At 70.7% G+C, this 25,601-nt stretch carries 24 protein-coding genes; 13 read left to right on the forward strand and 11 right to left on the reverse strand.

Annotated elements, in window-relative coordinates:
* Nucleotides 1-120: 120 nt before the first annotated feature.
* The 4 genes from trmB (at nucleotide 121) to ACFQV6_RS38840 (ending at nucleotide 5,177) form a co-directional block, all read left to right on the forward strand.
* Nucleotides 121-738, forward strand: coding sequence for a tRNA (guanosine(46)-N7)-methyltransferase TrmB (gene trmB / locus ACFQV6_RS38825; RefSeq protein WP_378032708.1), 618 nt, complete (start codon nucleotides 121-123; stop codon nucleotides 736-738).
* Nucleotides 739-875: 137 nt separating this feature from the next.
* Nucleotides 876-3,065: an ATP-binding protein gene (locus tag ACFQV6_RS38830; RefSeq protein ID WP_378032709.1), complete on the forward strand. Its 2,190-nt coding sequence runs from the start codon at nucleotides 876-878 to the stop codon at nucleotides 3,063-3,065.
* A gap of 58 nt (nucleotides 3,066-3,123) precedes the next feature.
* Nucleotides 3,124-4,530, forward strand: a complete 1,407-nt coding sequence (locus ACFQV6_RS38835) for a selenium-binding protein SBP56-related protein (RefSeq protein WP_378032710.1) — start codon at nucleotides 3,124-3,126, stop codon at nucleotides 4,528-4,530.
* Entirely contained in the window at nucleotides 4,527-5,177 is a 651-nt protein-coding gene (locus ACFQV6_RS38840) for a hypothetical protein (RefSeq protein WP_378032711.1), read from the forward strand. The genes ACFQV6_RS38835 and ACFQV6_RS38840 overlap by 4 nt, the downstream gene beginning before the upstream one ends.
* Before the next feature lie 89 nt (nucleotides 5,178-5,266).
* On the opposite strand, the gene ggt is transcribed toward ACFQV6_RS38840, so the two are convergent.
* Nucleotides 5,267-7,060, reverse strand: coding sequence for a gamma-glutamyltransferase (gene ggt / locus ACFQV6_RS38845; protein ID WP_378032712.1), 1,794 nt, complete (start codon nucleotides 7,058-7,060; stop codon nucleotides 5,267-5,269).
* Between the two features lie 113 nt (nucleotides 7,061-7,173).
* Nucleotides 7,174-8,679: an alpha/beta hydrolase gene (locus tag ACFQV6_RS38850; RefSeq protein ID WP_378032713.1), complete on the reverse strand. Its 1,506-nt coding sequence runs from the start codon at nucleotides 8,677-8,679 to the stop codon at nucleotides 7,174-7,176.
* A 120-nt stretch (nucleotides 8,680-8,799) separates the two neighbouring features.
* On the opposite strand from ACFQV6_RS38850, the gene ACFQV6_RS38855 reads away from it, so the two are divergent.
* The gene (locus ACFQV6_RS38855) at nucleotides 8,800-9,921 is read left to right on the forward strand and encodes a PQQ-dependent sugar dehydrogenase (protein ID WP_378032714.1); all 1,122 of its coding nucleotides are present in this window, start codon (nucleotides 8,800-8,802) and stop codon (nucleotides 9,919-9,921) included.
* A 10-nt stretch (nucleotides 9,922-9,931) separates the two neighbouring features.
* On the opposite strand, the gene ACFQV6_RS38860 is transcribed toward ACFQV6_RS38855, so the two are convergent.
* From ACFQV6_RS38860 to ACFQV6_RS38880, 5 genes are all read right to left on the reverse strand, one after another.
* Entirely contained in the window at nucleotides 9,932-10,114 is a 183-nt protein-coding gene (locus tag ACFQV6_RS38860; protein WP_378032715.1) for a hypothetical protein, read from the reverse strand.
* 149 nt (nucleotides 10,115-10,263) lie between these two features.
* Nucleotides 10,264-10,557: a hypothetical protein gene (locus ACFQV6_RS38865; protein WP_378032716.1), complete on the reverse strand. Its 294-nt coding sequence runs from the start codon at nucleotides 10,555-10,557 to the stop codon at nucleotides 10,264-10,266.
* Nucleotides 10,558-10,567: 10 nt separating this feature from the next.
* Nucleotides 10,568-12,223 carry a sodium:solute symporter family protein gene (locus ACFQV6_RS38870; RefSeq protein ID WP_378032717.1) on the reverse strand — a complete coding sequence of 552 codons (1,656 nt, stop codon included), beginning with the start codon at nucleotides 12,221-12,223 and terminating at the stop codon, nucleotides 10,568-10,570.
* 49 nt (nucleotides 12,224-12,272) lie between these two features.
* Nucleotides 12,273-12,944: an HAD family hydrolase gene (locus ACFQV6_RS38875; protein ID WP_378032718.1), complete on the reverse strand. Its 672-nt coding sequence runs from the start codon at nucleotides 12,942-12,944 to the stop codon at nucleotides 12,273-12,275.
* On the reverse strand, nucleotides 12,941-13,798 hold the full coding sequence (locus ACFQV6_RS38880) for a TIGR03560 family F420-dependent LLM class oxidoreductase (protein WP_378032719.1): 858 nt from the start codon (nucleotides 13,796-13,798) through the stop codon (nucleotides 12,941-12,943). The genes ACFQV6_RS38875 and ACFQV6_RS38880 overlap by 4 nt, the downstream gene beginning before the upstream one ends.
* Nucleotides 13,799-14,029: 231 nt before the next feature.
* On the opposite strand from ACFQV6_RS38880, the gene ACFQV6_RS38885 reads away from it, so the two are divergent.
* Entirely contained in the window at nucleotides 14,030-15,139 is a 1,110-nt protein-coding gene (locus tag ACFQV6_RS38885; RefSeq protein WP_378032720.1) for a glycosyltransferase, read from the forward strand.
* A 40-nt stretch (nucleotides 15,140-15,179) separates the two neighbouring features.
* Here the strand turns inward: ACFQV6_RS38885 and fgd are convergent, their stop codons facing one another.
* Nucleotides 15,180-16,175, reverse strand: coding sequence for a glucose-6-phosphate dehydrogenase (coenzyme-F420) (gene fgd, locus ACFQV6_RS38890; protein ID WP_378032721.1), 996 nt, complete (start codon nucleotides 16,173-16,175; stop codon nucleotides 15,180-15,182).
* Nucleotides 16,176-16,197: 22 nt separating this feature from the next.
* On the reverse strand, nucleotides 16,198-18,090 hold the full coding sequence (locus ACFQV6_RS38895) for a sigma-70 family RNA polymerase sigma factor (RefSeq protein WP_378032722.1): 1,893 nt from the start codon (nucleotides 18,088-18,090) through the stop codon (nucleotides 16,198-16,200).
* 134 nt (nucleotides 18,091-18,224) lie between these two features.
* On the opposite strand from ACFQV6_RS38895, the gene ACFQV6_RS38900 reads away from it, so the two are divergent.
* From ACFQV6_RS38900 to ACFQV6_RS38915, 4 genes are all read left to right on the forward strand, one after another.
* The gene (locus ACFQV6_RS38900; RefSeq protein ID WP_378032723.1) at nucleotides 18,225-18,617 is read left to right on the forward strand and encodes an ATP-binding protein; all 393 of its coding nucleotides are present in this window, start codon (nucleotides 18,225-18,227) and stop codon (nucleotides 18,615-18,617) included.
* Nucleotides 18,618-18,726: 109 nt separating this feature from the next.
* The gene (locus ACFQV6_RS38905) at nucleotides 18,727-19,869 is read left to right on the forward strand and encodes a PP2C family protein-serine/threonine phosphatase (protein WP_378032724.1); all 1,143 of its coding nucleotides are present in this window, start codon (nucleotides 18,727-18,729) and stop codon (nucleotides 19,867-19,869) included.
* A gap of 85 nt (nucleotides 19,870-19,954) precedes the next feature.
* Nucleotides 19,955-20,413: a MarR family winged helix-turn-helix transcriptional regulator gene (locus tag ACFQV6_RS38910; protein ID WP_378032725.1), complete on the forward strand. Its 459-nt coding sequence runs from the start codon at nucleotides 19,955-19,957 to the stop codon at nucleotides 20,411-20,413.
* A gap of 65 nt (nucleotides 20,414-20,478) precedes the next feature.
* A complete protein-coding gene (locus tag ACFQV6_RS38915) occupies nucleotides 20,479-21,360 on the forward strand; it encodes an LLM class flavin-dependent oxidoreductase (RefSeq protein ID WP_378032726.1) in 882 nt (293 codons plus the stop codon).
* Between the two features lie 113 nt (nucleotides 21,361-21,473).
* Here ACFQV6_RS38915 and ACFQV6_RS38920 read toward each other — a convergent pair whose 3' ends face one another.
* On the reverse strand, nucleotides 21,474-21,824 hold the full coding sequence (locus tag ACFQV6_RS38920; protein WP_378032727.1) for an Lsr2 family protein: 351 nt from the start codon (nucleotides 21,822-21,824) through the stop codon (nucleotides 21,474-21,476).
* Between the two features lie 338 nt (nucleotides 21,825-22,162).
* On the opposite strand from ACFQV6_RS38920, the gene ACFQV6_RS38925 reads away from it, so the two are divergent.
* Nucleotides 22,163-22,594, forward strand: coding sequence for a hypothetical protein (locus tag ACFQV6_RS38925; RefSeq protein WP_378032728.1), 432 nt, complete (start codon nucleotides 22,163-22,165; stop codon nucleotides 22,592-22,594).
* Complete coding sequence (locus tag ACFQV6_RS38930; protein WP_378032729.1) at nucleotides 22,591-23,853, forward strand: D-alanyl-D-alanine carboxypeptidase family protein; 1,263 nt, start codon at nucleotides 22,591-22,593, stop codon at nucleotides 23,851-23,853. The genes ACFQV6_RS38925 and ACFQV6_RS38930 overlap by 4 nt, the downstream gene beginning before the upstream one ends.
* 56 nt (nucleotides 23,854-23,909) lie before the next feature.
* Here ACFQV6_RS38930 and ACFQV6_RS38935 read toward each other — a convergent pair whose 3' ends face one another.
* Entirely contained in the window at nucleotides 23,910-24,410 is a 501-nt protein-coding gene (locus ACFQV6_RS38935) for a DUF456 domain-containing protein (RefSeq protein WP_378032730.1), read from the reverse strand.
* 203 nt (nucleotides 24,411-24,613) lie between these two features.
* On the opposite strand from ACFQV6_RS38935, the gene ACFQV6_RS38940 reads away from it, so the two are divergent.
* Nucleotides 24,614-25,540 (forward strand): sigma-70 family RNA polymerase sigma factor, encoded by a 927-nt coding sequence (locus tag ACFQV6_RS38940; RefSeq protein ID WP_378032731.1) that lies wholly within the window; start codon nucleotides 24,614-24,616, stop codon nucleotides 25,538-25,540.
* Nucleotides 25,541-25,601: the final 61 nt, after the last annotated feature.

A 25,601-nucleotide genomic window follows, 5' to 3' on the forward strand; every position in this document is an offset into this window, starting at 1 on the left:
CGGGGCGGGGGTGGGGTGGGGCGGGGTGGGTGGGGGCGGCCGTAGGGTTGGGCGGCTATGAGTGAGATGGGAACTGCTGAGGAACGGCCCATTCGTACGTTTCATCCGAGGCGTGGGCGGATGAGTGCTCGCCACTTCGATGCGCATGAGGCTTTGTGGCCGCGGTACGGGTTGACCGTCACCGACGGGGACCGGAGCGCGCTTGATGTGAGGCGGCTGTTCGGGAGAGCGGCTCCGGTCGTACTCGAGATCGGTTTCGGTATGGGTGATGCGACCGCGGAAATGGCTGCGGCGGACCCCGAGCGGGATTTTCTTGCGGTTGAGGTGCACACGCCGGGTATCGGGAATCTGCTGGCTCTGGTCGGTGAGCTGGGGTTGACCAATGTGCGGGTGGCGCGGGGTGACGCCATGCAATTGGTGCATCGGATCGCGGCGGGGGCGCTGGACGCGGTGCATGTGTTCTTTCCGGATCCGTGGCCGAAGGCTCGGCATCACAAGCGCCGGTTGATTCAGCCGGGGAATGTGGCGGTGCTGCGGGATCGGTTGCGTGTGGGCGGGGTTCTGCACTGCGCGACGGATTGGCCGGATTACGCGGTGGCGATGGCGGAGACGCTGGATGGGGATCCGGGGTTGCGGCGGCTTCCGGACGGGGCGCACGGGCGGCCGGAGACCAAGTTCGAGCGGCGGGGCACGGCGGCGGGGCGGCCGATCAGCGATCTGCGATACGAACGAACCTGAGGGAGAGCAGAGCAGCGACGAGGGAAGCAAGTCGCGCTGGGCGGAACGGGACCGCGCCGGGCAGGGGCTGAGCTGTCTGGCAATTTGCCGCTTTTAGGGTATTCGCGCCTCTACGCTGGGGTGTGGAGGTCAAGGCCATGCGGCGAGATGACCCCGGCGTCGGCGCCGGGCCGTCCGAGAGGGCGCCTGCGGCGGAAGCCGCGGCATTCGCGCGCCCGGCCGAGCCCTCTTTCGGGGGGACGGCCGTCGACGAGCACTTCGTCTCGCCGGCGGCCGCCGCGAAACCGCATCTGAACGGGACTACGACCCCGCACCGGGCCGGCGTCTTCCGGGACGCCGGGTCGCCCCTGCACCGCGGCGTCCTCACCAGCGGCTCCGCCGATCAGCTGGCCGCCCTTGTCGCCCGCGCGGCTCAGGTACCCAGCGCCTGCATCCAGTTCGTCGAGGGGTCGCGGCTGCGGCTCTACGGCAGCTGGGGAGTCTCCACCGACTGGGACGTCGTGGCCGAGACCAGCCTGCAGGACTCGGTCGGCGGCCTGGTCGTGCGCACCGGCAGTGCCGTGATCATCGATGACGCCCGGCACGACGAGCGGGCGCCGGGTGAGGGCGCCTACCTGGGTCATCCGGTGCACGACCGGCTGGGGCAGGTACTGGGGGTGTGCTGCGCCTACGACCGCCGGCCGCGGAAGTGGACACCGGAGCAGATCACCGCGGTGGCCGAGGCGGCCGAGGTGGCGACGCTGCTGATCGGTGAGCAGCTGGCCCGGTACGAGCTGGAGCAGCAGCATCGCTTCCTCGACGCCGTGCTGGACAGCCTGCACGACGGGGTTGCCGCGTGTGACGCCACCGGCCGGGTGGTCTTCGTGAACGACCGGATGCGCCGGCTCTGGGGCGACACCCCGATCGCCGAGGTGACCGGGCTCGAGGACGGTTCCGGCGCACCGATGCGCCACGACGACCTGGGACTGTTCCGGGCGCTGCGCGGGGAACGCGTACGGGACGAGCCGATCGCCGCGCAGGGCCTGAGCCGCCGCACCCGCTATTTCCTGATGGACGCCCAGCCGATCCACGGCCCGGACGGCGGGGTGGTCGGTGCCGTTCAGGCGATCCAGGATGTCACCCGGCAGCGGCGGGCCGAGCGGTTCCGCAGTTGTGAGCTGGCGGTGACGACCGCGCTGGCCGAGGCGCCCTGCATCGAGGGTGCCGGGCCGCGGGTGCTGGAGGCCGTGGTCGCGACGCTGGACTGGGTGCACGCCGAGCTGTGGATGGTGGACGGGCAGACGATCCGGGCGGCGGCGCGGTGGAGCGCACCGGGCTGGCCGACGAGCATCCCGGTGCCGGAGGAACTGGCGTACGGGCAGGGGCTCGCCGGACGTGCCTGGCAGGTGGACAAGCCGCTGTGGATCCGCGACGTGGGCCGCCCGCAGAGCCTGATCTCGCCGGACACCGCCGCCGAGCGGCTGCACACCGCGCTGGCCATCCCGGTCCACGACGGTTCGGGGCCGATAGGGGTGCTCACCGTCTTCGCGGACTCGGTGGAGGATCCGGAGGACGAGCTGGTGGCCCTGATGTCGGGGATCGCCGCCCATCTGGGGCAGTTCGTCGAGGGGCGCCGGGTGGAGGACCTTCAGCGGCAGCTGACCCGGAGCAAGAACGAGTACCTGGCGCTGATCGGGCACGAGCTGCGCACGCCGCTCACGTCGATCAGCGCGTACACCGAGCTGCTGCGGGAGGCGGACGAGCCGACGCTGGTCCGGGACGGCCCGCGGCTGATCAAGGTGATCGAGCGGAACACCAACCAGCTGCGGGAGATCATCAACGAGCTGCTGGAGCTCTCCGCGCTCGACGCGGGGCACGCGGACGTCCGGCGTACCCCAATGGATCTTGCCGCTGTTGTCCGTGACGTGGTCGATCGCACGCGGGTGGCGATCGACGGCGCGCCCGTGGTGATCGACGCGGATCTGCCGGGTGAGCTGATCGTGCCCGGCGACCGGGACCGGCTGCGGCACATCGTGGAGAACCTGCTGGGCACCGCCGTTCGCTACAGCCCGGACGGCGGGCACGTCGAGGTTTCGCTGCGCAGTACCGGGAGGGCCGCTGAGCTGGCCGTCTCCGATGCCGCGGGCGACGTGCCGCACATCGAGCGGGAACAGATGTTCACCGGGCTCTACCGGACGTCGCGCGGTCACGATCGGGTGCTGCCGGGGAGCGGGCTGGGCCTGACACTGAGCCGCGCGGTGGTGGAGAGGCATCACGGCAGCATCGAGCTGACCGGCGGGGACGCCGGGACGACCGTGCTGATCCGGCTACCGCTCGACGCTCGTTGACAACTCGTTGACATTTGTGGCCCTGGTCACCTCAGGTCCGCGGGGTGAGGATGAGGTCATGACGCGATGGACACCGGATCCGAGCTTCTACCCCTCACCAAGTGACGCCGCGAACGCACCCGCCGAGCAGCTGGCGTATGTCGCGGCCTTCGACCGCTCCGCTGAGAAGCCGGACGCGATCGCTGTCATCGACACCGACCCCGCCTCCGCCGCGTACGGCACGGTGGTGGGCTGGACCGATCTTCCGCACACCGGCGACGAGCTGCACCACTTCGGCTGGAACGCGTGCAGCAGCGCGCTCTGCCCGACCGCGCCGCACCCGCACGTGGAACGCCGCTACCTGATCGTTCCCGGTCTGCGATCGTCGCGGATCTACGTACTGGACACCAAGGAGGACCCGCGCAACCCGCGGCTGGTCAAGGAGATCGCTCCGGAGGAGCTGGCCTCCAAGGCGAACTACTCGCGGCCGCACACCATCCACTGCGGGCCGGACGGGATCTACGTCTCCGCGCTGGGCGCGGGTCAGGGTGGCGACGGGCCCGGCGGCATCGCGGTGCTCGATCACACCACCTTTGAGGTACGCGGGCAGTGGGAAGCCGACCGCGGAGATCAACAGCTGGCGTACGACTTCTGGTGGCACCTGACCCAGGACGTGCTCGTCACCTCGGAGTGGGGCACGCCCAACATGATCGAGAACGGTCTCGATCCCGAGCTGCTGCTGGGTCGCAAGTACGGCCACCGCATCCACTTCTGGGACCTGCCCAAGCGCACCCTGGTGCAGACCGTCGACCTCGGCGACCAGTACCAGATGGCGCTCGAGCTGCGCCCCGCCCACGACCCGTCGAAACAGTACGGCTTCCTCGGCGTGGTGGTCAGCGTCGAGGACCTGTCCGCCTCGGTCTGGCTGTGGCACCGTGACGGCGGCGAGTTCAAGGTCGAAAAGGTGATCGACATCCCGGCCGAGCCCGCCGACCCGGCCGTCCTGCCGCCGGCGCTCCAGCCGTTCTCGGCGGTGCCGCCGCTGGTCACCGACATCGACCTGAGCGTCGACGACAGATATCTCTACGTGAGCTGCTGGGGCACCGGTGAGCTGAAGCGCTACGACGTCAGCGACCCGTTCCACCCGGTCGAGGCGGGCTCGGTGCACCTCGGTGGCATCGTCCGGCGTACGCCGCACCCGTCCTCCCCGGGCGAACGCCTGGCCGGCGGCCCGCAGATGGTCGAGGTGTCCCGGGACGGCAAGCGGGTCTACGTGACCAACTCGCTGTACGGCTCCTGGGACGACCAGTTCTACCCGGACGGTGTCGGCGCCTGGCTGGCCAAGATGGACGTCACCGACGAGTCGTTCACGCTGGACCCCCGCTTCTTCCCGCACGGTGACCAGTTCCGCGGCCGCCGGGTGCACCAGACAAGGCTCCAGGGCGGGGACGCGTCGTCCGACTCGTACTGCTTCCCCTCGCAGTGACCTGGACCCAGTACGGCGCGCTCCTCGCGCTCGGCGCCTTCCACGGCCTCAACCCCGCGATGGGGTGGCTGTTCGCGGTGGCCCGCGGCATGCAGGAGCGCAGCCGCGCTGTGTTCCTCGGATCGCTGCCGCCGATCGCGGCCGGCCACCTCGGGTCGGTCGCGATCGTCGCGGCGGTGGTCTCGGCAACCCGGTCGGTGGTGGCAGCCAACGTGATCGGGGTTGTCGGCGGGCTCGTCCTGGTCGGGTTCGGGCTGTGGCGGCTGCTCTCCGAACGGCACTTCCGGTGGGCCGGGATGCGGTTGAACGCCGCGCAGCTGGCCGGCTGGTCGTTCCTGATGTCGTCGGCGCACGGTGCCGGCCTGATGCTGCTGCCGGTGCTGGCCACCACATCTCTGTCGGGGCACACCGGGCACGCGATGCCGGCCGCGGAGGGTATGGGCGGCTCGCCGTCGGCGGCGCTCGAAGGGCTGGCCGCGGCCGGTGTCCACACGATCGGGATGTTCGTCGTGATGGCGGCCTGCGGACTGGCCGTCTACGAGTTCGTCGGGCTCAACATCCTGCGCCGCGCCTGGTTCAACGTCGACCGGTTGTGGGCCGGCGTGCTGGTCGGCGCCGGCCTGATCACCATCGCCCTCACCCGCTGACACGCCGCCGTCCGGGGAGCTCCGGCTGGACGTGGGTGCTGCCTCCGAGCTCGCGAGACAGCACCCACAACCAGCCACGGAACAGTCTGTCAGCGTGCCGGGCGCACCACCGCTGCCGCTCCCCCACCACGGCGGACCGGTTCGGCGGAGGCGATGAAGCCACCTCCACGGGTGAACTCGATGGCTGTCGCCGCGCCCAGTTCGGCCACGTCAGGGCCGAACGTATGACCGAGAGCGGTCAGCGCCGGCCCGTACTGCGCATGGAACGCGGGCTCCGCCTGGATCCCGGCCGTGTTGCGCTGTGAGCCACGGGGCGCCGCCATCGCCTGCGGCAGGGTCATGCCCAGGTCGATCCGGTTGACGAGCGTCTGCAGCACGGTCGTGATGATCGTCGCGCCGCCGGGCGAGCCGAGCGCCAGGAACGGCTTGCCGTCCTTGAGCACGATCGTCGGCGACATCGAGCTGCGCGGCCGCTTGCCGGGGCCGGGCAGGTTGGGGTCGGGCGCGGTGCCCTGGGTGGGCGCGAAGTTGAAGTCGGTCAGCTCGTTGTTGAGGACGAAGCCACGACCGGGAACGACCATGGTGTTGCCGCCGGTCGCCTCGATGGTGAACGTGTACTCGACGATGTTGCCCCACCTGTCGGCGACGGTGAGGTTGGTCGTGCTCTGGCCCTGCTCGACCGGCCCGCCGACGGCGGCCGGGGTGCAGCCGGTCGCGGTGATGTCGCCCGGCTGCACCGGCTTGGTGAGCGCCCGCGTGCGGTCGACGGTGCAGGCCCGCTGCGCGGCCCAGCGGTCGGAGAGCAGCCTCTTCACGACCGGCTGGGGGGTGTTCGCGCCGACGTAGCGGTTGCGGTCGGCGAAGGCGAGGGCCGACGCCTCCAGGTAGTAGTGCAGCTTTTCGGTCGCGCTGGCGGAGGTGGGCAGGCCCTTCTCGATGATGTTGAGGGCCTCACCGACCGCGACGCCACCGCTGGAAGGCGTGTTCATGCCGTAGACGGTCAGGCCGCGATAGTCGGACCGGGTGGGCGCGGGGTGACGCAGCCGGTAACCGGCCAGGTCGGACTTGGTCAGGGCGCCGGGACGGATCGGGTACGCCCACGCGCTCGCCGGATCGGAAGCGACCGGAGGGTGCTGGACCGTCCGGATCAGGTCGTCACCGATCGCGCCGCGGTAGAACACACCGGTCCCGCGCTTGGCGATCAGCCGGTAGGTGGCCGCGAGGTCCGGGTTCCGCTGGGTGCTGCCGACCGCGGGCGGCGCGCCACCGGGCAGGTAGAGCGCCCGGGTCGACGTGAACTGGCTGAAGGCGGCGGCGTTGTCGGTGACCTGCTGCCGGAACGTCGCGTCGACGGGGAAGCCCCGCTCGGCGACACCGGCGGCCGGCTGGAGCAGGCTCGACAGGGACCTGGTGCCCCACTTGCGGGCCGCCGACTCCCAGGTGGCGAGCGTGCCGGGGGCGCCGACCGAGAGGCCGCTGACGCGGGCCTCGTTGAAGTCGTACGGCAACCCGTCCACCGGGTCGATGAAGAGCTTGTCGGTCGCCGTGGCCGGGGCGGTCTCGCGCCCGTCGATCGTTGACACGGTCCGGCTGCGGGCGTCGTAGTGGACGAAGAAGCCGCCGCCCCCGATCCCGGCCGAGAACGGTTCGGTGACGCCGAGCGTGGCCGCCGCAGCGATCGCGGCGTCGACCGCGTTGCCGCCCCGGCGGAGCACGTCGAGTCCGACCGCGGTGGCGGTGGCGTCGACAGTCGCGACCGCACCGCCGTAACCGGTGGCGGTCGGCCCCAGGGCCGTGCTCCCGCCGGCGGTGGCCGGTGAGGACGCGACCGCGATCCCCAAAGTTGTCAGTGACAGCGCTGTCAGCGCGGACAGGAACCGCATCGGCCCTCCAGGACAGTGTCGGTTGTCAATTCCTGCCTACCGGTGTTCGGGCTCCGGCACAACCGGAAACGATCGGGGTCGCATCGGTTTTCCGCCGCGGGGCAGGCCCAGCGTCATCCGACTCCGTACGGTTCCGGCTCGACGGCGGGGCACGACGCACCGGTGGCGGGCAGGGTCAGGTCACTCAGATAACGATCCACAGCCCGGCTGACGCACGTGCTGTGGCTGTACGCGACATGTCCCCATCCGTCGTAGGTGAGCAGGCGCGCGTCCGGCCCGAGCTGCATGGCGACCTGCCGTGCCCAGGTGTAGGCGGTGGCCGGGTCGTGGCGGGAGTTGACCAGCAGCACCGGTCCGGTGGCCCGCTGGATCGCACGCTGCGGGTTGACCGGCAGCCGCGGCCAGCCCAGGCACCCGGCGACAGCGGTCAGCGCCAGCGGGGAGGTCAGCATCTGCGGTGCGCGTACGGCCAGCGCCCGCAACTGATCCTGATAGCCGGCGAACCCGGCGACCGGCAGCCACCAGTCCTGGCAGACCACGGCCGGGAAGCTGTACGGGGTCTGGTCGACGGGCATCACGGCCCGCCGGGCGGTTGCCGGCGCCGGGGCGTACGCCTCCTGGAGGTAGTGCGCGAACGAGTACCACTGCGGGTCGTAGAAGGCGCTGAACGCCGCCGAGATCAGGTCCCAGACGGTCAGCCGGCTCGGCGGGTCGTACGGGTTGACGAGCGTACCGGCGGCGGCCCGCGCCATCAGCTTCGCCCAGATCGCCTTGACGTCGTGGCCACGCAGGACACACCTGGTGTCCCGGGCGCACCAGGCGACGAACTCGTCGAACGAGTCCTGGGACGCCTCGGCCGCCTGGGTCAGGAACTCGCCGGCGTCGACGCTGTGGTCCATGACGCTGTCCAGGACCAGCCCGCGCAGCCGCTGCGGGTAGTACTCGCCGTAGAGCTGGCCGAGCAGCGTGCCGTACGAGGCGCCGTAGAAGTTGATCTGCGGTTCGCCGAGGGCGACGCGGACCGCCTCCATGTCGCGGACCACGCTCGCCGAGTCGGCGTGGTGGAACGCGGGTCCGCTGCGCGACGAGCAGTCCGCGGCGAGCCGCTGGTTGAACGTGGCGATCCGGGCGAACTCGGACTCGCTCGCGGGCAGCGGTGACGGCTTGCTGTCGACGAGCGCCTGGTCGCAGAGGATCGGGGCGCTGCGCCCCACGCCGCGCGGGTCGATGCCGACGATGTCGAAGCGCTCGCCGACCTCGGCGCTGAGCGGCTGCGCCTCGAGCGCCATGGTCACCGCCGAGGCGCCCGGCCCGCCGGGGTTGACCATCAGGACGCCGATGCGCCGTTTCGGGTCGCCGGCCGGCCTGCGCGCCAGGGACACGTCGATCTGCGGCCCGTACGGCGCCCCCCAGTCGGCCGGCACGCGCATCGTCCCGCACTGGACCTGCTCGTCCTCGGGGCAGGTCTCCCACGTGATGGCGGGGGCCGCGTCGTAACGGACACGCGGCGGAACGCCCACTCCCGGGTCGGATCGGGCCGGCTGTGGACCGTACGCGAAAAAGGTCGTGAGGGTGAGGATCGCGGCCGTGACCGGCCGTCCCAAAGCTCGCAAAACCATCTCCGCCCTGCTTGGCCGCCGCGCCACGCGGCACCAATCTTGGGCCGGAACACCATGGCGAATCAGGCAAACAGCCACTTTTAACGCAGACGAAGCGCTAGCGCATGGCACCTTAGAGAGATGACCATCGTGACCAGGACCGCCCGCCTGGCCCTCGCCGCGACCGGCGTCGCCGTGCTCGCCGCCTGCTCGGACAACGGCGCCGCGGCGCCGCCGACCGTCCAGCCGGTGCCCTCGGCCTCGGTGCGCCCGTCGACGGCTGAGGCCTCCCCCGCCGCAACCGGTACGCCCGATCTGTCAGCGCCGGAGACGATCGCCTCCGGCCTCGACGTGCCGTGGGGCCTCGCCTTCCTGCCCGATGGCAGTGCGCTGGTCGCCGAGCGCGACAGCGGCCGGATCCTGCAGGTGACGCCCGGTTCGCAGCCGCGTGAGGTCTATCAGGTGACCGGGGTCGACGCCGGCGGCGAGGGCGGCCTGCTCGGTCTCGCGGTCGCCGCCGACTACGACAAGACCGAGCTGGTGTACGCCTACTACACCGGCGCCGACGACAACCGGATCGTCCGGTTCCGGCTCCGGGGCGGCGGGCAGCCGGAAATGATCTTCGACGGCCTGGAGAAGGGCGGGCGGCACAACGGCGGCCGGATCGCGTTCGGCCCGGACAGGATGCTCTACGTCGGCACCGGTGACGCCGGTGAGGAACCGCGCTCGCAGGACCGGGACGATCCGAGCGGGAAGATCCTGCGACTCACACCCGACGGGAAACCGGCGCCGGGCAACCCGTGGAACGGCTCGCCGGTCTGGAGCCTGGGCCACCGCAACGTGCAGGGCCTGGCCTGGGACGACCAGGGGCGGATGTACGGCATCGAGTTCGGGCAGAACACCTGGGACGAGGTGAACGTCATCGAGGCCGGCAAGAACTACGGCTGGCCGGAGGTGGAGGGACGCGGGGGGAACACGAAGTACGTCGACCCGATCGTCCAGTGGCGCACCGACGACTCGTCCCCCAGCGGTGCCGCCGTCGCCGGGGACACCCTCTACGTCGCCGCTCTGCGTGGGGAGCGGCTGTGGACGGTGCCGCTCGGCGGCGGAACGACCGAGGCGAAGTTCACCGGCGAGTACGGCCGGCTCCGCACGGTCGCCGTGGCCCCGGACGGCTCTCTGTGGCTGACCACATCGAACCGGGACGGCCGCGGCGACCCGCGCGACGACGACGATCGGATCCTGCGCTTTCCCGCACGCTGACGATGATCTTCTAGTTGGGCGGTAACTGAGGCAGCTGCGAGATCGCGGTGGCGTACTGACTGACCTGACGGTTGTTCGGTACGACGCCGTAGACCCGGAGCTGGTCCTGGATGGCCTGTTTGACGGCGTCCTCGGTCTGACCCCGGTGGGTCTGCATGACCTTGTTGACGACGTAGTCGACACGCAGTTGCACCTGCCATCCAGGTGCTCTGCGGCCGCCTGCCGAGAGGCTGCTTATTGATGCGAGGGGTTCCATGCCCCGGTTATCGGTAACCGGGGCAGCCGTCTTGAAGGTTCGCGGGCCGGCAACGGGACGGCACCCCGACAGCACCGTCCCGGCCATCATTCCGCCCGCTCGTCGGGCGGCAGCTCGTCGTCCTCGCGCTTACCGACCGGCGGCGGGGGCGGCGGGTTGAGCTTGAGCCAGAGCAGCATGAGCAGCCCCAGCGCCAGCATCCCGAGGCCCATCCACAGGTTGATCCGGACGCCCTGCGCCTTGTCGATCTCGGCCTGGCTGTCCATCAGGCCGATCACCGTGACGATCAGGCCGTAGACGATGAACAGGCCGCCGATCACGCTGCGCACGTCGAAGAGCCGGGCTTTCGCCGCCACTTTCTCCTGGTCGTTCTCAGTCATCGAGGCCTCCTCACCAGACGGGGATGTACAGGGCGACGGCCAGCACGAGGGCGATGGCACCGAGCAGGACCGGGTTGCGCCACCAGACCTTGTCGCCGGCGACGATCACTTCGCCGGAGGTGGTCGGACCGCCCAGCCCGTAGACCAGACCGCGCAGTTCGTCGTCCCGCTTGCCCGGCGTGAACGGTGTGACCAGCATGGCGACCACGACCGCCGTGACGAAGGCGAGGCCCGCGCCCCAGAAGCTCTGCTCGAGGTCGGAGTTGAACTTCACCACCTCGGTCAGGTGCATGATGTAGAGCGTCAGCGAGGCGAGGAAGCCCAGCAGCAGCGACCAGAAACCGGCCCACGGCGACATCCGCTTCCAGAACATGCCGACGATGAAGGTGCCGAACAGCGGCGCGTTGAAGAGCGAGAACAGCGCCTGGATGTAGTTCATGATGTTGTCGAAGCCGGCCGCGATGAACGCCGTGCCGATGCCGACCACGATGCCGCCGAACGTGGCGATCCGGCCCACCCGCAGGTAATAGCCGTCGCTGCGGTCCTTGCGGATGTAGGTCTGCCAGATGTCGTAGGTGAAGACGGTGTTGAACCCGCTGACGTTCGCCGCCATGCCGGCCATGAAGGCCGCGATCAGGCCGGTCACCGCGACGCCGAGCACGCCGTTCGGCAGCAGATCGCGCATCAGCAGCGGGATCACGTTGTTGTAGATCAGATCGCCCTCCTCGGCACCGAGGCCCTGGATGGTCACCAGGGCGATCAGGCCGGGGAGCACGGTGATCGCCGGAACCAGCAGCTTCGGGAAGGCGCCGATGATCGAGGTACGCCGGGCCGCGTTCATGTCCTTGGCGCTCAGCGCCCGCTGCACCTCGGCGAAGTTCGTCGTCCAGTAGCCGAACGAGAGCACGAAGCCCAGGCCGAACACGATGCCGATCCAGCTGGCGCCGAGCGGGTTGTCGGTACCACCGGTGTTCGACCAGGCGTGCAGGCCCGCGTCACCGAGCGGGGACTGCCGGACCTTCTCGAAGAGCCCGTCGACACCGCCGACCTTGACCAGGCCGATGATGGTGAGCGGGATGAGGCCGGCCAGGATCACGAAGAACTGGAGCACCTCGTTGTAGATCGCCGAGGAGAGACCGCCGAGCCCGATGTAAACCAGCACGATCGCGGCACCGATCACGATCGACAGCCAGAGCGGCCAGCCGAGCAGCGCCTGCAGGATGAGAGCGAGGGCGTAGAGGTTGACGCCGGCGATCAGCACCTGGGCCACCGCGAAACTGACAGCGTTGAACAGGTGGGTCGGCCGGTTGAACCGCAGCCGCAGGAACTCCGGCACGCTGCGAACCTTGGAACCGTAGTAGAACGGCATCATCACGATGCCGAGGAACACCATGGCCGGTACGGCGCCGATCCAGAAATAGTGGACCGTCATCACGCCGTACTGGGCACCGTTGGCGGACATCCCGATGATCTCCAGGGCACCGAGGTTGGCCGAGATGAAGGCCAGACCCGTGACCCAGGCGGGCATCGAGCGCCCGGAGAGGAAGAAGTCCGCGCTGCTCTTGATCGCGCGGCGGGCGGCGAACCCGACGCCCAGCACGGTGACGAAATAGATCGCCAGAATCAGGTAATCGACAAGGCCGACATCGAGCCGGAGTCCCTCCACTGGCCCACCTCCCAGAAGTCGGCCAGCGCATACCCGTATTGAAGATTGTTCACACCAGGCTGGCGACCGCCTCCGCGGTGACCTCCCGGATGCTGTCCACCACGAGCCTGGCCTGGGCGAGCGCGCCGGGCGCCGCGGGGTAGACGCCGTGCGGCACGGCGATCACCGCGAGCCCGGCCGCGGCGGCCGAGCGCAGACCGTTGCTGGAGTCCTCGATCGCCGCGCACTCGGCCGGGGTGAGACCGAGTTTGCCGACCGCGGTGAGGTACACGTCCGGCGCCGGCTTGCCGCGCGGAACCTCCTCGGTGGAGAGGGCCACCTCGAACGCGCCGGTGAGGCCGGCGGTCTCCAGAACCTGGTCGATCAGCACCCGTGCGGACGAGCTGGCGAGGGCGAGCCGGTACTCGGCGCCGAGCGCGCGGACCGTCTCGACCGAACCCGGGATCAGCGGGAGCGATTCCCGGTACCGCGCGGCCATCCGGCCCAGCACGTCGGCGGCCACCTGCTCGGCGGTCCGCGGGACACCGACCTCCTCGGCGAGGTGCGCCGACCACTCGCCGGTGCTCATGCCCATCATCCGGTCCTGGCTGTCCGGCAGGAACTCGCGCCCGAACTCGGCGACGTAGCCGCGCCGGACCTCCTCCCAGACCTCCTCGGTGTCGATGATGACGCCGTCCAGGTCGAAGACGACAGCCTTGATGGTCCCCGCCGTGATCGTCACAGTGCCTCCAGCGCGGGAACGAGCTCGTCCCGGAAGATCTCGAAGCGCCGGGACTCCCACGGCTCGCGCACACCGCCGTGCAGGACCGAGATCCCCATGGCGGCGAACCTCCGGGCCTCCTCGACCATCTCGCTCACGTCGTCGGTGAATCGGTAGAGCACCGTCTTCTCGATCTCGGCGTAGTCCCGGCCGACCGTGTCGCAGTGCCGTTTCAGCACGTCCAGCTTGTGCTGCAGCTCCGGGGTGGGGAACAGGTTGCAGGCGTCCGCATACTTCGCGACCAGCAGCAGGGTCTTCTTCTCCCCTCCGCCGCCGATCAGGATCGGCGGGCCCGGGCGGCTCAGCGGCAGCGGCGAGTTGAGCAGCCGGTCGAGCCGGTAGTGCTTGCCGGCGAAGGCCGTCTCGTCCCCGTCGAACATCTGCCGGCAGATCCGCAGCGTCTCCTCGAGACGCTCGAAACGCTCGGCGGTCGGCGGGAACCGTAGCCCCAGACCGGCCGACTCCTCGGCGTTCCACGCGGCGCCGATACCCAGGATGGCCCGGCCACCGGAGAGCACGTCGAGCGTGGTGACGGCCTTGGCGAGCAGCCCGGGATCGCGGTAGGTGACGCCGGTGACGAGCGTGAGCAGTTTCGCCCGGTGGGTGTGCGCGGCCAGAAAACCGAGAGTCGTGTACGCCTCGAGCATCTCGAGCTCGGGCGGCCCGTGAACGCCGATCTGCCACACGTGATCCATCACGCTGATCCGCTCGAAGCCCGCGTCGTCCGCGGCGGCGGCTATCCCGGCGAGCGTGGACCCGATGCGCGGGGCGCCATCGGGCCAGGTGAAGTTCGAGATGTGCAGACCGATTTTCACACCGGTCACCCTACTCTCACCAGACTGCTCTTGTACGCACAGTCACCACGCACACGTCCCGTGGCCGGTTCGGTCCGCTGAGATGATCACCATCAGCCGTCCGGCCGGTTGCCGCACGGTTGCAGGCCGGTAGCTTCTGCTGTGCACCCAAGCCGAGCCCGGGAGCCGCTCCAGATGCCAGTCCCGCCGAACCGACGAACAGCACCTGGAAGCCGCCCCGCCTCACCCTCCGTGAGTGTCGTGATCCCCGCGGAGACGACCGGGGCGCTGCCGCTGCTGCTCGGCACCCTGCCGCCGGTGCACGAGGTGATCGTTGTCGTCGGGCCCGCCGAGGACACCGGTGCCGCCCTGCCCCGCGCCGCCCGGGTGATCCGGCAGACCCGTACCGGTAGCGGCAATGCCGTCGCCTGCGGTGCGGCGGCCGCCACCGGCGATGTGGTGGTGACCCTGGCGAGCGACGGATCATGTGACCCGGCCGACGTGACGCGGTTCGTGGCGGCGCTGCGCGAGGGCGCCGACGTGGTGCACGGCTCCCGGTACCTGACCGGCCGGGCGCGCTGGGCCGACGTGATCCTGCTCTGGCTGATCAGCGTGCTGTTCGGGTGCCGGCCGACCGACCCCGGGTTCGGGTACCGGGCGTTCTGGCGGGACACCACGGGACGGCTGGGCCTGCCGCGGGTTACGGGCACCGAGCCGATGCGCGGGGACGGTTCCGAGGGTGAGGTGCTGTTGACCGTACGCACCACGCTGGCCGGGCTGCACGTCGCCGAGCTGCCCGCCGCCTGCCCCCGGGCGGGCCGGGCCGGTGCACCGCTGGTCCCGGCTGTGCGCGCCCTCTTCGCCGAGCGTGCCGAGCGGCGGCGCACCGGCGACGAGGCGCGCGACGAGGAGAGCATCGTCATCCTCACCGGCGCCACGCCCGAGCCGTCCCACTCGATGATCAACGCACCGGCCGGCCCGGACCGGTACCCGGGGACGAGCACCCGGATCTGGCCGGCGCCGAACCCGCGGTCCGACCGGGCCGCCTACCCGCTCGACACCCAGGATCCGGGTGCGATCGACCGGCGGAACAGCGAGCGGCGGACCGGCGAACGGCGGCTGGGCACGTCCCGGTTCGCCGGCGCGGTCCAGCCCGCCGGCCACCGGATCGACGGCGACGCGCTCCTGCGGCGGCGGTGGCGGGACAACCTCGCTGAGACGGACGGCAACCGCCGCGAGATCGGCACCGGGCGGCGCCGGGTTCAGGGTCGCCCCGACCTGCGGGTGATCAACGGCGAGGGCAGCGGCACGAACGGCACCCGGGGGCATCTGAGATCCGTACCGCGGCCTCGCCAGCCGTGAGCTGAGCGGTCACCGCCGGCTCCGAAAGAATGAAAAGCGGTCAGCGCCCGCGCAGGCGCGGCAGGATCTCGGTCGAGTAGAGGCGCAGGAACCGCTCCTGGTCCGGGCCGGGCGCGTGGAACACCAGGTGCTTGAAGCCCATGTCCAGGTACTCGGTGACCTTGGCGGCGTGCTCCTCCGGGTCGGACGAGACGATCCACCGGGTGGCGGTCCGCTCGACAGTGAGGGCGTCGGCGAGGCGCTGCATCTCGATCGGGTCCTCGACGCCGGTCTTCTCCTCCGGCGAGAGCGCCAGCGCACCCCAGTAGTGGGTGTCGTTGCGCGCCCGGTCCAGGTCGTCGTCGAAGGAGACCTTCACCTCGATCATCAGGTCCAGGTCGTCGATCTTGCGATCGGCCTTCTCGGCGCCCTCCTTGACCGCCGGCAGCAGCGTGTCGGTGTAGAGCGAGTGACCCTTGCCGCTGGTGGTGATGAAGCCGTCGGCGATCCGTCCGGCCAGGCGGGTGGCGGCCGGGCCCGAGGCGCCGATGTAGATCGGAACCGGCGTCTCCGGCTTGTCGTAGATGGTGGCGTTCTCGGTCCGGTAGAACTGCCCCTCGTGGCTGACCCGGTCCTCGGCCCACAGCTTCTGGATCAGCAGCACGGCCTCCTTGAGCCGGGCGAACCGCTCCTTGCCGTCCGGCCACTGCTGGCCGAGCAGCACCTCGTTGAGGGACTCGCCGGAGCCGACACCGAGGACGGCGCGGCCCGGCGCGAGGCAGCCGAGCGTCGCGAACGCCTGCGCGACCACGGCGGGGTGGTAGCGGAACGTCGGCGTGAGCACGCTGGTGCCGATCAACACCTTTTGGGTACGCGCGGCGAGCGCACCCAGCCACGGCAGTGCCGCCGGAGCGTGGCCGCCGTCGTGCCGCCACGGTTGCAGGTGATCGCTGATGAAGACCGAGTCGAAGCCCAGTTCCTCAGCCAGAATGCCGTACTTGAGCAGCTCCGCCGGCGCGAACTGCTCCGCCGACGCCTTGTACCCGAACCGAATCATGAATCGACCTTAGCCCGCGGTCTCAGCCGGCAGCGCGATACGCCTTGCCCGCCTCGGTTGGCGTCTTCGCATCGCGATAGAGGCCGAAGTCCACGCTGTCGCCGACGGCCGGGAGACCGAACCAGGCGTACCGCTGGACGAACGAGCGCTTCTCCAGGCCGGTGGTGGCGCCCTTGATGAAGCGGACCTTCGCGGCGTCGTCCGGGTACTTCGGGGAGCCGCCGAAGTTGATCAGGCCGAACTCGGTCACCCAGATCGGTTTGCCGTACCGATCGTGGACGGCGTCGACGTAGCCGAGGAACTGGTTCACGGCGGCGGCGCTGAAGTCCGAGCCGTACCAGTGGATCGCGATCGCGTCGACCTTGAGACCCCGATCCTTCGCGCCGGCCATGAAACGGTCCAGCCAGCCGCCGGGGGTGTCACCGCCGAAGGCGACCGCGGGGCTGACAAGCCTCATCCCGGTCGATTCGAGCTTCGGCCACGCGTCCAGCGCCGCCTCGACGGTCATGTTCGACTGCTCGGCCAGGTCCGGCTCGTTGAAGCCGAGCAGCACGTCACCCTCGGCCTTGACCTGCTTCAGGGTGGCGTCGGTGACGTTGGCGGCGCCCCAGATCATCGGCACGAACTCGACACCGGCCGGGCCGGGGACCTCGTTGTCGTTCGGCGCCCAGCTGTAGTACCAGGAGGCGCCGACGTCCTTGAGGGCTCCCTTCGCGCCGCTGAACTTCCAGACCGCGCCGCCCTTCTTCGCCGAGATCTCGGCGGCCGGGGCGGCGGTCTTCGGCTTGGCGGAGGTCTTCGACGGTACGGCCGCGGCGGACGGGGACACCGACGGCGGGGCGGGCGTGGGCGTGGCCGAGACGGCGGGGGCCGCCGGGGAGGGTGCGAGCGTCGCGACGGCCACCGGGGAGAGGGGCTCCGGCTCGCTCTGGTTCGCCAGGACGGCCGCGGTCCCGCCACCGATCGCGCCGACGGCGAGCACACCGGCGAGGACCTTGTTGGCCACGCCGGCGCCGGCTTTGACCGCGAGCTTTCCGGCGGCCGCTTTACCCGCGGCGGTGGCTTTTCCGGCGGCGGTCGCTGAGGAGGCCGACGCGTGGGTGGACGCTTCGGCCGTACCGGAAAGGATGTTGATGTTGATGTGCCCGAAGGCGGAGCCGAGGCCGGAAGGGAGCGGCACCAGGGCCATGCCCGCCAGAAGGCGTTCCGCGGCGACGAGGTTGTCCCAGGCCGGTGCGCAGAGCCGGCACTCGCGGGTGTGCCGGGCGATGCGCTTGCGCCAGAGCCCGCCCGGACGGCCGTCCCAGGCCTCGGTGAGCACCATCAGGCCGGGGCAGCGCGGCGCCCGGTTCAGCGCCCGGACCACCACCCGGGCCGTCTCCAGCTGCGCCTTCATCCGCTGGACCCGCACCGCCGCGTGCTGACGGCTGACATCGGTGGCCTCGGCGATCTCGTCGCGGGTCAGCTCGCCGGAGGCCTCCAGCCACCAGAGCGAGAGCAGCTCGCGATATTCCTCGTCGAGCCAGCGGGTCGCCTCGGCGGTCTCCCGGCGCTGGCCGGAGAGCTCCAGCCGGGTGATCGCCAGATCGGTGAAATCGGCGCCCGGATCGCGCAGGTCCTCGTCGAGAAGGGCCTCCGGCGCGCTGTGCCGGCTGCGGAACCGCTCCCGCACCTGCCGCACGGTGATCGCCACCAGCCAGGAGCGGAACGCCTGGGGGTCGCGCAGCTCACCGAGGCTGCGCAGGACCCGGATCATGACCTCCTGGACCACGTCGTCGACGTCCGCGTGGCCCTCCAGGGCCCGGCCGACGATCGTGTAGACGAGCGGCAGATACCCGGCGATCAGGCGATCCACCGCTGCCGGATCTCCGGCGCGGGCCGCCAGCACCGTCGCGGTGTCCGGTTGCTTCGTCATGATCCACCTCTCGTACCTGCACGTCTGCCGCTAAGGGAGACGGGCGGGGGGATCATGGATAACACGAATCGTGGAGGTCGTCAGCAGGGCACGGTTAGGCAGAGCGCGGATCGGGCACAGAAATGGTCATGCGCATGTCGGTCCGGTTGAACCTTCCCCGCGAGGTGGACAGTGTCCCCGCGGTGCGCCGACTGCTGCGTTGCGCCCTGGCGACCCTGCGAGTGGATCGTCAGGCCGGCGCCGATCTGGAAATCGCACTCACCGAGGCCTGCGCCAACGTGGTCAAACACGCCGGAGGCACGGAAAGCTTCGAGGTCCACCTCGACGTGGGTCAGGATCGCTGCTCGATCGACGTGGTCGACGAGGGCGAGGGCTTCGACCTGAGTGTGGAGGAGGGCACGTCACCGGTCGCCGATAGCGAGCGGGGCCGTGGGCTCTTCCTGATCAAGGCGCTCGGAGAAAACGTACGCATGCAGTCGGCACCCCGCATGGGAAGCCTGATCCACTTCGAGAAGTCCTTCGCCTGAAGGGAGTCCCGCGCCGGGCAGACCCATGGGGCTGCCCGGCGCGAATTTGCTTGCCGTATAACAAATAGCTTCCTCGGTCCTGCCCCGGTCCTCGGAGAGGAGTGGTGACGTGTCCGATCTCCCGGTGCCCCTCGGCGTCCTGCTGCGAGCCGCTCCACCCGACCGGCTCCCGGAGGTGGCAGCCGGCCACCTGCGCCGCCACTACGGCGCCGACCGGGTAGAGGTCTTCGTTCCCGACCTGACGCTGTCCGCGGTCAGTCCGCTGCTCGGCGACGCCGGGGTGGCCACCGAACCGGCCGTCCTGCGCTGCCTCGGCAGCCAGCGGCCGGACACCCAGGCCACCGCCGGTGGAGCGACCCGGCTGCACCTGCCGCTGAACGCCTGGGGTGAGCGGGTCGGTGTGCTCCGGCTGGAGCTGCCCCACCGCCCCGAGCCCGAGCTGACCGAACAGCTCCTGGTGCACGCCGACGAGCTGGCCACCGCCCTGCGCGCGGCCGGCAGCAACACCGACCGGTACCGCAGGGCACAGCGCCTGGGCCGCCTCACCATGGCCGCCGAGCTGCAGTGGGACCTGCTGCCCGGCCGGTCCCTCGGCGACGAGCGCTTCCTGGTGGCCGGGCAGCTCGAGCCGGCGTACGACGTGCACGGTGACCACTTCGACTGGTCCCTCGACGGCGACCGGCTGACCCTCACCGTGCTCAACGGCTCCGGCGAGGGTGTGGAAGCCGCCCTGCTCACGTCGCTGGCCGTCAACGCCATGCGCAACGCCCGCCGCTGCGGTGCGGACATCATCGAACAGGCCGAACTCGCCTCCGACGCGATACACACCAGGTACGGCAGCGCCCAGCACGTCGCCACCCTGCTCCTGGAGGTCGACCTGGTCAGTGGCGGTGTGGCGGCGGTCGACGCCGGCTCACCGCGCTGCCTGATCGCCCGCGGCGGGGAGATCACCCCGGTCGACTTCGAGCAGCAGTTGCCGCTCGGCATGTTCGGCGAGGCCCGCTACGAGATCCAGCGGTTCAAGCTCGATCCGGGCGACCGGATGCTCGTGGTCAGCGACGGAGTGCACGCCGCGGTCCCCGGAAAACGTTCACCCTTCGGGGAAACTGCCCTGGTCACGGCGCTCCGGCGGACACGGTTGCAGCCGGCCACCGAGGCGGTCGGTACCGTGATGCGTAGTCTGCGCGAGTATCACGCCGGCGCCGACCCGGAGGATGACGCCGTCACCGTCTGCCTGGACTGGCGACGCTGAGTCCGGCTGGGTATGAGTGAACCGGCGTCGCGGGGGGTATGCGTACAGGCTCACGGGTCCGCGACTCTCACATCGGGGTAACGGCATGGAGCGCGCCAGCGAGGTCGCCGCGACAATCGAGTCGTCGGTGGAGGCGCTGGTCGCCGTCCTCGACCGGGCGCGACTGGCGGCCAGTCCCGCGATCCCCCCTGCCCAGCTGCGGGTGCTCACCATCGTGGCGGGCAGCCGGCACACCAACATGAGCCGCCTCGCCGAGGCCCTCGACGTGGTGCCCTCCTCGGCCAGCCGGCTCTGTGACCGCCTGGAGGCGACCGGCCTGCTGCGCCGGGTCGCCGATCCGCGGGACCGCCGCGAGGTCCGCCTGCTGCTCACCTCGGCGTCCCGGCGCCTCCTGGCCGACCTGCGGGAGCGCCGCTCCGCCGCACTCGGCGAGGTGCTCGAGCGGATGCCGGCGGACGCGCAGCAGGATCTGGTCCGGGCGCTGCAGGCGTTCGAGGCGGCGGCGAGCCCGGAATCCGGCCTCGGGGACCTCCGGACCGCCTGATCCGCCGCTCTTCAAGCCTGGCTCACGCCGGCCGGCCATTCTGCGACAGGCGTTAGGCTTCGGCGATGCGTACTGGCATCGTGATCCTGCCCGATCAGCGCTGGTCCTCCGCGAGCCGCCGGTGGCGGCTCGCCGAGGAGTACGGCTTCGACCACGCCTGGACATATGACCATCTCGGCTGGCGTGACCTCGTCGACGGGCCCTGGTTCGACGCCGTGCCCACGCTGACCGCCGCCGCGGCGGTGACCGAGCGGATCCGCCTCGGGACCTACGTGGCCTCGCCCAACTTCCGGCACCCGGTGCGCTTCGCCCGGGAGACGACAGCGCTCGACGACATCTCCGGCGGCCGGTTGCTGCTCGGGCTGGGCGCCGGCGGTACCGGGTTCGACTCGGCCGTGCTCGGTGAGCCCGAGCTGACGCCGCGGCAGCGGGTGGACCGCTTCGCCGAGTTCCTGGAGCTGTTCGACACGATCCTGCGCTCGCCGGCCACCACGTGGTCCGGTACCTGGTACCGAGCGGTCGACGCCCGCAGCATCCCCGGACCGGTCCAGCAGCCACGGCCGCCGTTCGTGGTCGCCGCGAACGGTCCCCGGGCGATGCGGCTCGCCGCGAAGTACGGCGACGGATGGGTCACCACCGGCGACCAGGGCATGGAAACCGCGGATCAGTGGTGGAATTCGGTGGCCGCCGCACGGGAACGATTCGACGCCGCACTGACCGCCGCCGGGCGCCCGCTCGACTCGGCGGACCGCTACCTCAATCTGGACAGTTCACCGGTGTACTCGATGAGCAGCGTGGAGGCTTTCACCGACGCGGTCGGCCGGGCGGCGGAACTCGGCTTCACCGACGTCATCACGCACTGGCCCCGGGAGTCCAGTTGGTACGCCGGTGATGAGAAGGTGCTGGAAGACGTCGCCGCCCGGCTTCCCATTATCGGTTCCCATTAGTCCAATTCGGACTTCGTGATCTATGGGATTTCACCCACAGTTATCACTTGGTTGCGCTACCGTCCGCGCTGTGCCGGCGACACCGCACCGGCACAGCCGCAACGGATGCGGAATCAGCGACCGTGCGCCGACCGGTAGGCGTTGCTGACCTCCTGCGGAATGCGGCCCCGCTCGGAGATTTTGTGCCCGTTCTGGATCGCCCACTCCCGGATCAACCGGTTCTCGTCGCGAGAACCCGCGGTCCGGGCCGGTGCGCCGCCGCGCGACGGGATACGCCCCAGAGCGGAACGGCCCAGACGCGTACCCGCGTTGATGTACGGGTCCAGCGCCTTACGCAGCTTTCCGGCATTCGACTCGGAAAGGTCGATCGTGTAGCTGACGCCGTCGAGGCTGAACTCAACGGTCCGATCCGCCTTCTTGCCGTCCAGATCGTCGATCAGGGTGGTGATTACCTGCCGCGCCATAACGACTCCCGAGAGAAATTAATCAACCGCGCCCAGTCTCGCTCCCCAACGGCGTATCGCGCAACTCCCCGACGCGATCCGGCAATTTCTTTCTGCGGGGAACCCGCTCCGTTATCGCAAATAGGACCGCCGGGTATTAGCACCGGAATCCGGGAAAGCCCGGTTGGCCGCCGAGCCGATCCCCACGCCGGGCCGATCCGCATGCCGGGCGGCCCCTCGCCGGTTGGTCACCAAGCCGGCTGGCCGCCGAGTCGGTCTTCTCGCCGGACCGGTCCCCCACCGGGGCGGTCCTTACGCCGGTTGGCCGCCGGGGTGGTCCTCACGTTAGGGTCGGCGCCATGCAGGACGAGCGGGTCGCCTGGCGGGAGCAGCAGAAGCGGGCGGCGGCCGGCCGCGGCGCGGCGCTGGAAGCCGATCGGGCCGCGGAGGCGCGCCGGGCCGGCGCGCTTCTCGACGACTTCGTCCGCCGCGCTGCCGAGCGCGGGCTCGAGCCGCACACCCTGACCGCCAAGACGCTCGACGGCCGATCCACCTACAAGACGACCGTCCGCGGCTGGTACCTGAAATCGGACCGTTCCGTCGCCGTCGGCGAGGACGGCGAGTACTACATCCTGACCGTCCCGTCATCACTGCGCGCCCGGTTCGCCGGGGCGGACCTCTCCCCCAGCATGCCCCGGATGATCGTGGGCGCGGGCGGTGGTGACGGTGAACCGATGCCGCTCGGGCAGCTGCTCGATCGCCGACTGGAGGCGGGGGCCCGCTGGCCGTGACGTCCTACCGCCGACCCCTCGCGGCACAGCTCCTCGCCCCGCTGCTCCTGGCTCCGCTGATCCTTCTCCCCGCGCCCGCCACCCCGGCACACGCCGCGGAGATCCCCTGCCCCCGGCCGAAGGTCGCCGCACCCAGCCGACCACCCCGGCCGGTGCCACCCGCCGACAACCCGGAGCAGATGGCGGTCGGCGGCGAGGCCCTCGCCACCCACGGCCTGGTCGTCCCCGACGGCAGCCCCCGGCCACCGGCGCTCACCGCGACCACCTGGCTGGTCGCCGACCTGGACACCGGCGAGGTGCTCGGCGCCTGCGGCCCGCACGTGTACCAGACACCGGCGAGCGTGCAGAAGATGCTGCTGGCGGCGACCGCCATCGAACAGCTCGACCCGAGGCAGCAGGTGACCGTCACCCGCGGCGACCTGGACATCGAACCCGGCAGCTCCGCGGTCGGCCTGGTCCTCGGCGGCAAGTACCCGGTCTCCACCCTCTGGCTCGGCCTGCTTCTCAACTCCGGCAACGACGCGGCGAACGCGCTGGCCCGGATGGCCGGTGGCGGCGGCACCGACGGCCTGCCCAAGACCGTCGCCGCGATGAACGCCAAGGCCGCCTCGCTGGGCGCCAACCAGACACACGCCGTCACCCCCTCCGGGCTCGACGGGAGGGGACAATTCACCAGCGCGTACGACCTGGCCCTGATCGCACAGGTCTGCTTCGCCAGCGCCGACTTCCGCAAGTACGCGCTGACCCGCAGCGCGCAGATGCCGGCCCAGAAGCTGAAGGCGAAGAAGGTCGGCGGCTTCCAGTTCCAGAACGAGAACAAGCTGATCTACAACTACCCGGGTGCGCTGGGCGGCAAGACCGGGTTCACCACCATCGCCCGGCACAGCTATGTCGGCGGGGCCGAACGCGGCGGCCGCCGGCTGGTGGCCACGCTTCTCGGCGCCGAGGCCCGCCCGCTGCGCGGCTGGGAGCAGGGGGCGAAGCTGCTCGACTGGGGCTTCTCCCTGCCCAAGGGCACGTCGGTCGGCAACCTGGTGACACCCGAGGAGGTGGCGCGGGCGAAGGCAGCACCGGACGCCGCTGCCACCGACGCGGCTCCGCAGGCGGCGGGGAACAACAACACCCGGCCGGGCGCGCCGCGCGGCCTGTCGGTGGCTGCCGCGCTCTCGGTGGCGGTCGTGCTGGCCGCGGCACCCCTCCTGCTGCTGCTCACCCAGCGCCGCCGGCGCCGCCTGTCCCGCACGGCGAGCCGCTCCTGAACGCCTCGCGCTCGCGCCCCGGGCCGGGCCTCGCCGGGCCTCGCTGCGCCGCGCGCTTACGCCACGATCAGGCCGAACACCCACACCACAGCGATCGCCAGGGCGGCCGCGAACTCCACCAGCAGTGACAGGCCGACAGCGGCGAACGCCGCCCTGGTCGACGGCCACGCGCGCTGCTGGCCCACCCGGTTCAGCTCGACCAGCCAGACGCCGAGCAGGAACCCCAGGACCAGCCCGATCACCGGCACCACGAAGAAGCCGATCAGACCGAGCACACCACCGGCCATCAGCGCCGACGTCGGAACCCCGGTGTTCTTGAGCCGCTTGCCCGGCCAGAGGAACTTGATCACCAGACCGGCACCGGCGATCACCGTCGCGGCCGCCAGGACACCCCACCGCACGCCTGCCGAACCGTCGCCGAGAAGCGTCCAGAGCAGCACGCCCGACCAGGCGAGCAGCAGGCCGGGAAGCACCGGCAGCATCACGCCGATCACCCCGGTCGCGATGAGCAGCCCGGCAAGCAGGGCGACGAGTCCACCGGTGTCACTGAGATCCATGCGGGTCACCCTGCACCACCGGAGGAGAACCCTCAACCGGGCCCGCCGCCCGCCGATGGATCACCAACGCCGAGACCGGGGTTCGCATGCAACCCGGACGCAACTGTCAGTGACCGGAACGTGCACCCAGCGCACCGGAAAGTTCTCCCTGTCAAGCCGACGCCCACCAGCCACCGGGCGCCGACACAAACGGGGGAAACCAAATGACAAGCACCGTGACGACCGCTGCCGACCTCACCGCCGACACCGCTACCGCCACTCCGGTGCTCTCCGCCGCTGAGCAGGAAGAGATGGTCCGCACCCACATGCCGCTCGTCGGCCACCTGGTGCGGGACATGCTCAGCCGCATCCCCAACCACATCCACCGCGACGACCTGACCAGCGCCGGCCTGCACGCCCTGGTCACCGCGGTCCGCGGCTGGGACCCGGCCCGCGGCGTCCCGTTCCACCGCTTCGCCGGCACCCGCATCCGCGGCGCGCTGCTCGACGAGCTGCGCGCGCTGGACTGGGCCACCCGCTCGGTGCGGTCGAAGGCACGCAACACCGACGTCACCCGCCAGCAGCTCACCACCACGCTCGGCCGCACCCCCACGCCGGAGGAGCTGGCCCAGGCGCTCGGCACCACCACGACCGACCTGCACCAGACCGACACCGACGTGCAGCGCGCCACCGTACTGTCGCTGCAGGGCTTCACCACCAGCAGCGCCGACGACCTGGTCACCGAGCGCGACCCCGGTCCCGAGGAGATGCTGCTCCGCCGTGAGCAGATCGGCTACCTGCACCACGCGATCGGCTCGCTGCCGGAGCGCCTGCAGACCGTCGTCAACGAGTACTTCCTCCAGGAGCGCCCGATGGCGGACATCGCCGCCGATCTCGGCGTCACCGAGAGCCGCGTCAGCCAGCTGCGTGCCGAGGCGCTGTCGCTGCTCAAGGACGGCCTGAACACCCACCTCAACCCGGACATGGCCCCGGTGCCGGAGAACCCGGAGAGCATCACCGCGCGCCGTCGCGCCACCTACTACGCCAACATCGCGAACAACACCAGCATGCGCAGCCGCCTGGCCATGACGAACGCGCACGGCCACACCCCGCTCGGCCGCGGTCCGCGTCAGCCGGCCCCGGCCGCGTAACAAGACCTGCGAGAGAGGGCTCGGCGTCCGTTGACGCCGAGCCCTTTTTCAAGCTTTGGGT

The sequence above is a fragment of the Actinoplanes sp. GCM10030250 genome, assembly GCF_042666575.1.
Lineage (GTDB): Bacteria > Actinomycetota > Actinomycetes > Mycobacteriales > Micromonosporaceae > Actinoplanes.

Coding starts and splice junctions, on each gene's coding strand:
- trmB (WP_378032708.1), top strand. CDS start 121: ATGAGTGCTCGCCACTTCGATGCGCATGAGGCTTTGTGGCCGCGGTAC.
- ACFQV6_RS38830 (WP_378032709.1), top strand. CDS start 876: ATGCGGCGAGATGACCCCGGCGTCGGCGCCGGGCCGTCCGAGAGGGCG.
- ACFQV6_RS38835 (WP_378032710.1), top strand. CDS start 3,124: ATGACGCGATGGACACCGGATCCGAGCTTCTACCCCTCACCAAGTGAC.
- ggt (WP_378032712.1), bottom strand. CDS start 7,060: ATGCGGTTCCTGTCCGCGCTGACAGCGCTGTCACTGACAACTTTGGGG.
- ACFQV6_RS38850 (WP_378032713.1), bottom strand. CDS start 8,679: ATGGTTTTGCGAGCTTTGGGACGGCCGGTCACGGCCGCGATCCTCACC.
- ACFQV6_RS38855 (WP_378032714.1), top strand. CDS start 8,800: ATGACCATCGTGACCAGGACCGCCCGCCTGGCCCTCGCCGCGACCGGC.
- ACFQV6_RS38865 (WP_378032716.1), bottom strand. CDS start 10,557: ATGACTGAGAACGACCAGGAGAAAGTGGCGGCGAAAGCCCGGCTCTTC.
- fgd (WP_378032721.1), bottom strand. CDS start 16,175: ATGATTCGGTTCGGGTACAAGGCGTCGGCGGAGCAGTTCGCGCCGGCG.
- ACFQV6_RS38895 (WP_378032722.1), bottom strand. CDS start 18,090: ATGACGAAGCAACCGGACACCGCGACGGTGCTGGCGGCCCGCGCCGGA.
- ACFQV6_RS38900 (WP_378032723.1), top strand. CDS start 18,225: ATGTCGGTCCGGTTGAACCTTCCCCGCGAGGTGGACAGTGTCCCCGCG.
- ACFQV6_RS38910 (WP_378032725.1), top strand. CDS start 19,955: ATGGAGCGCGCCAGCGAGGTCGCCGCGACAATCGAGTCGTCGGTGGAG.
- ACFQV6_RS38915 (WP_378032726.1), top strand. CDS start 20,479: ATGCGTACTGGCATCGTGATCCTGCCCGATCAGCGCTGGTCCTCCGCG.
- ACFQV6_RS38920 (WP_378032727.1), bottom strand. CDS start 21,824: ATGGCGCGGCAGGTAATCACCACCCTGATCGACGATCTGGACGGCAAG.
- ACFQV6_RS38925 (WP_378032728.1), top strand. CDS start 22,163: ATGCAGGACGAGCGGGTCGCCTGGCGGGAGCAGCAGAAGCGGGCGGCG.
- ACFQV6_RS38935 (WP_378032730.1), bottom strand. CDS start 24,410: ATGGATCTCAGTGACACCGGTGGACTCGTCGCCCTGCTTGCCGGGCTG.
- ACFQV6_RS38940 (WP_378032731.1), top strand. CDS start 24,614: ATGACAAGCACCGTGACGACCGCTGCCGACCTCACCGCCGACACCGCT.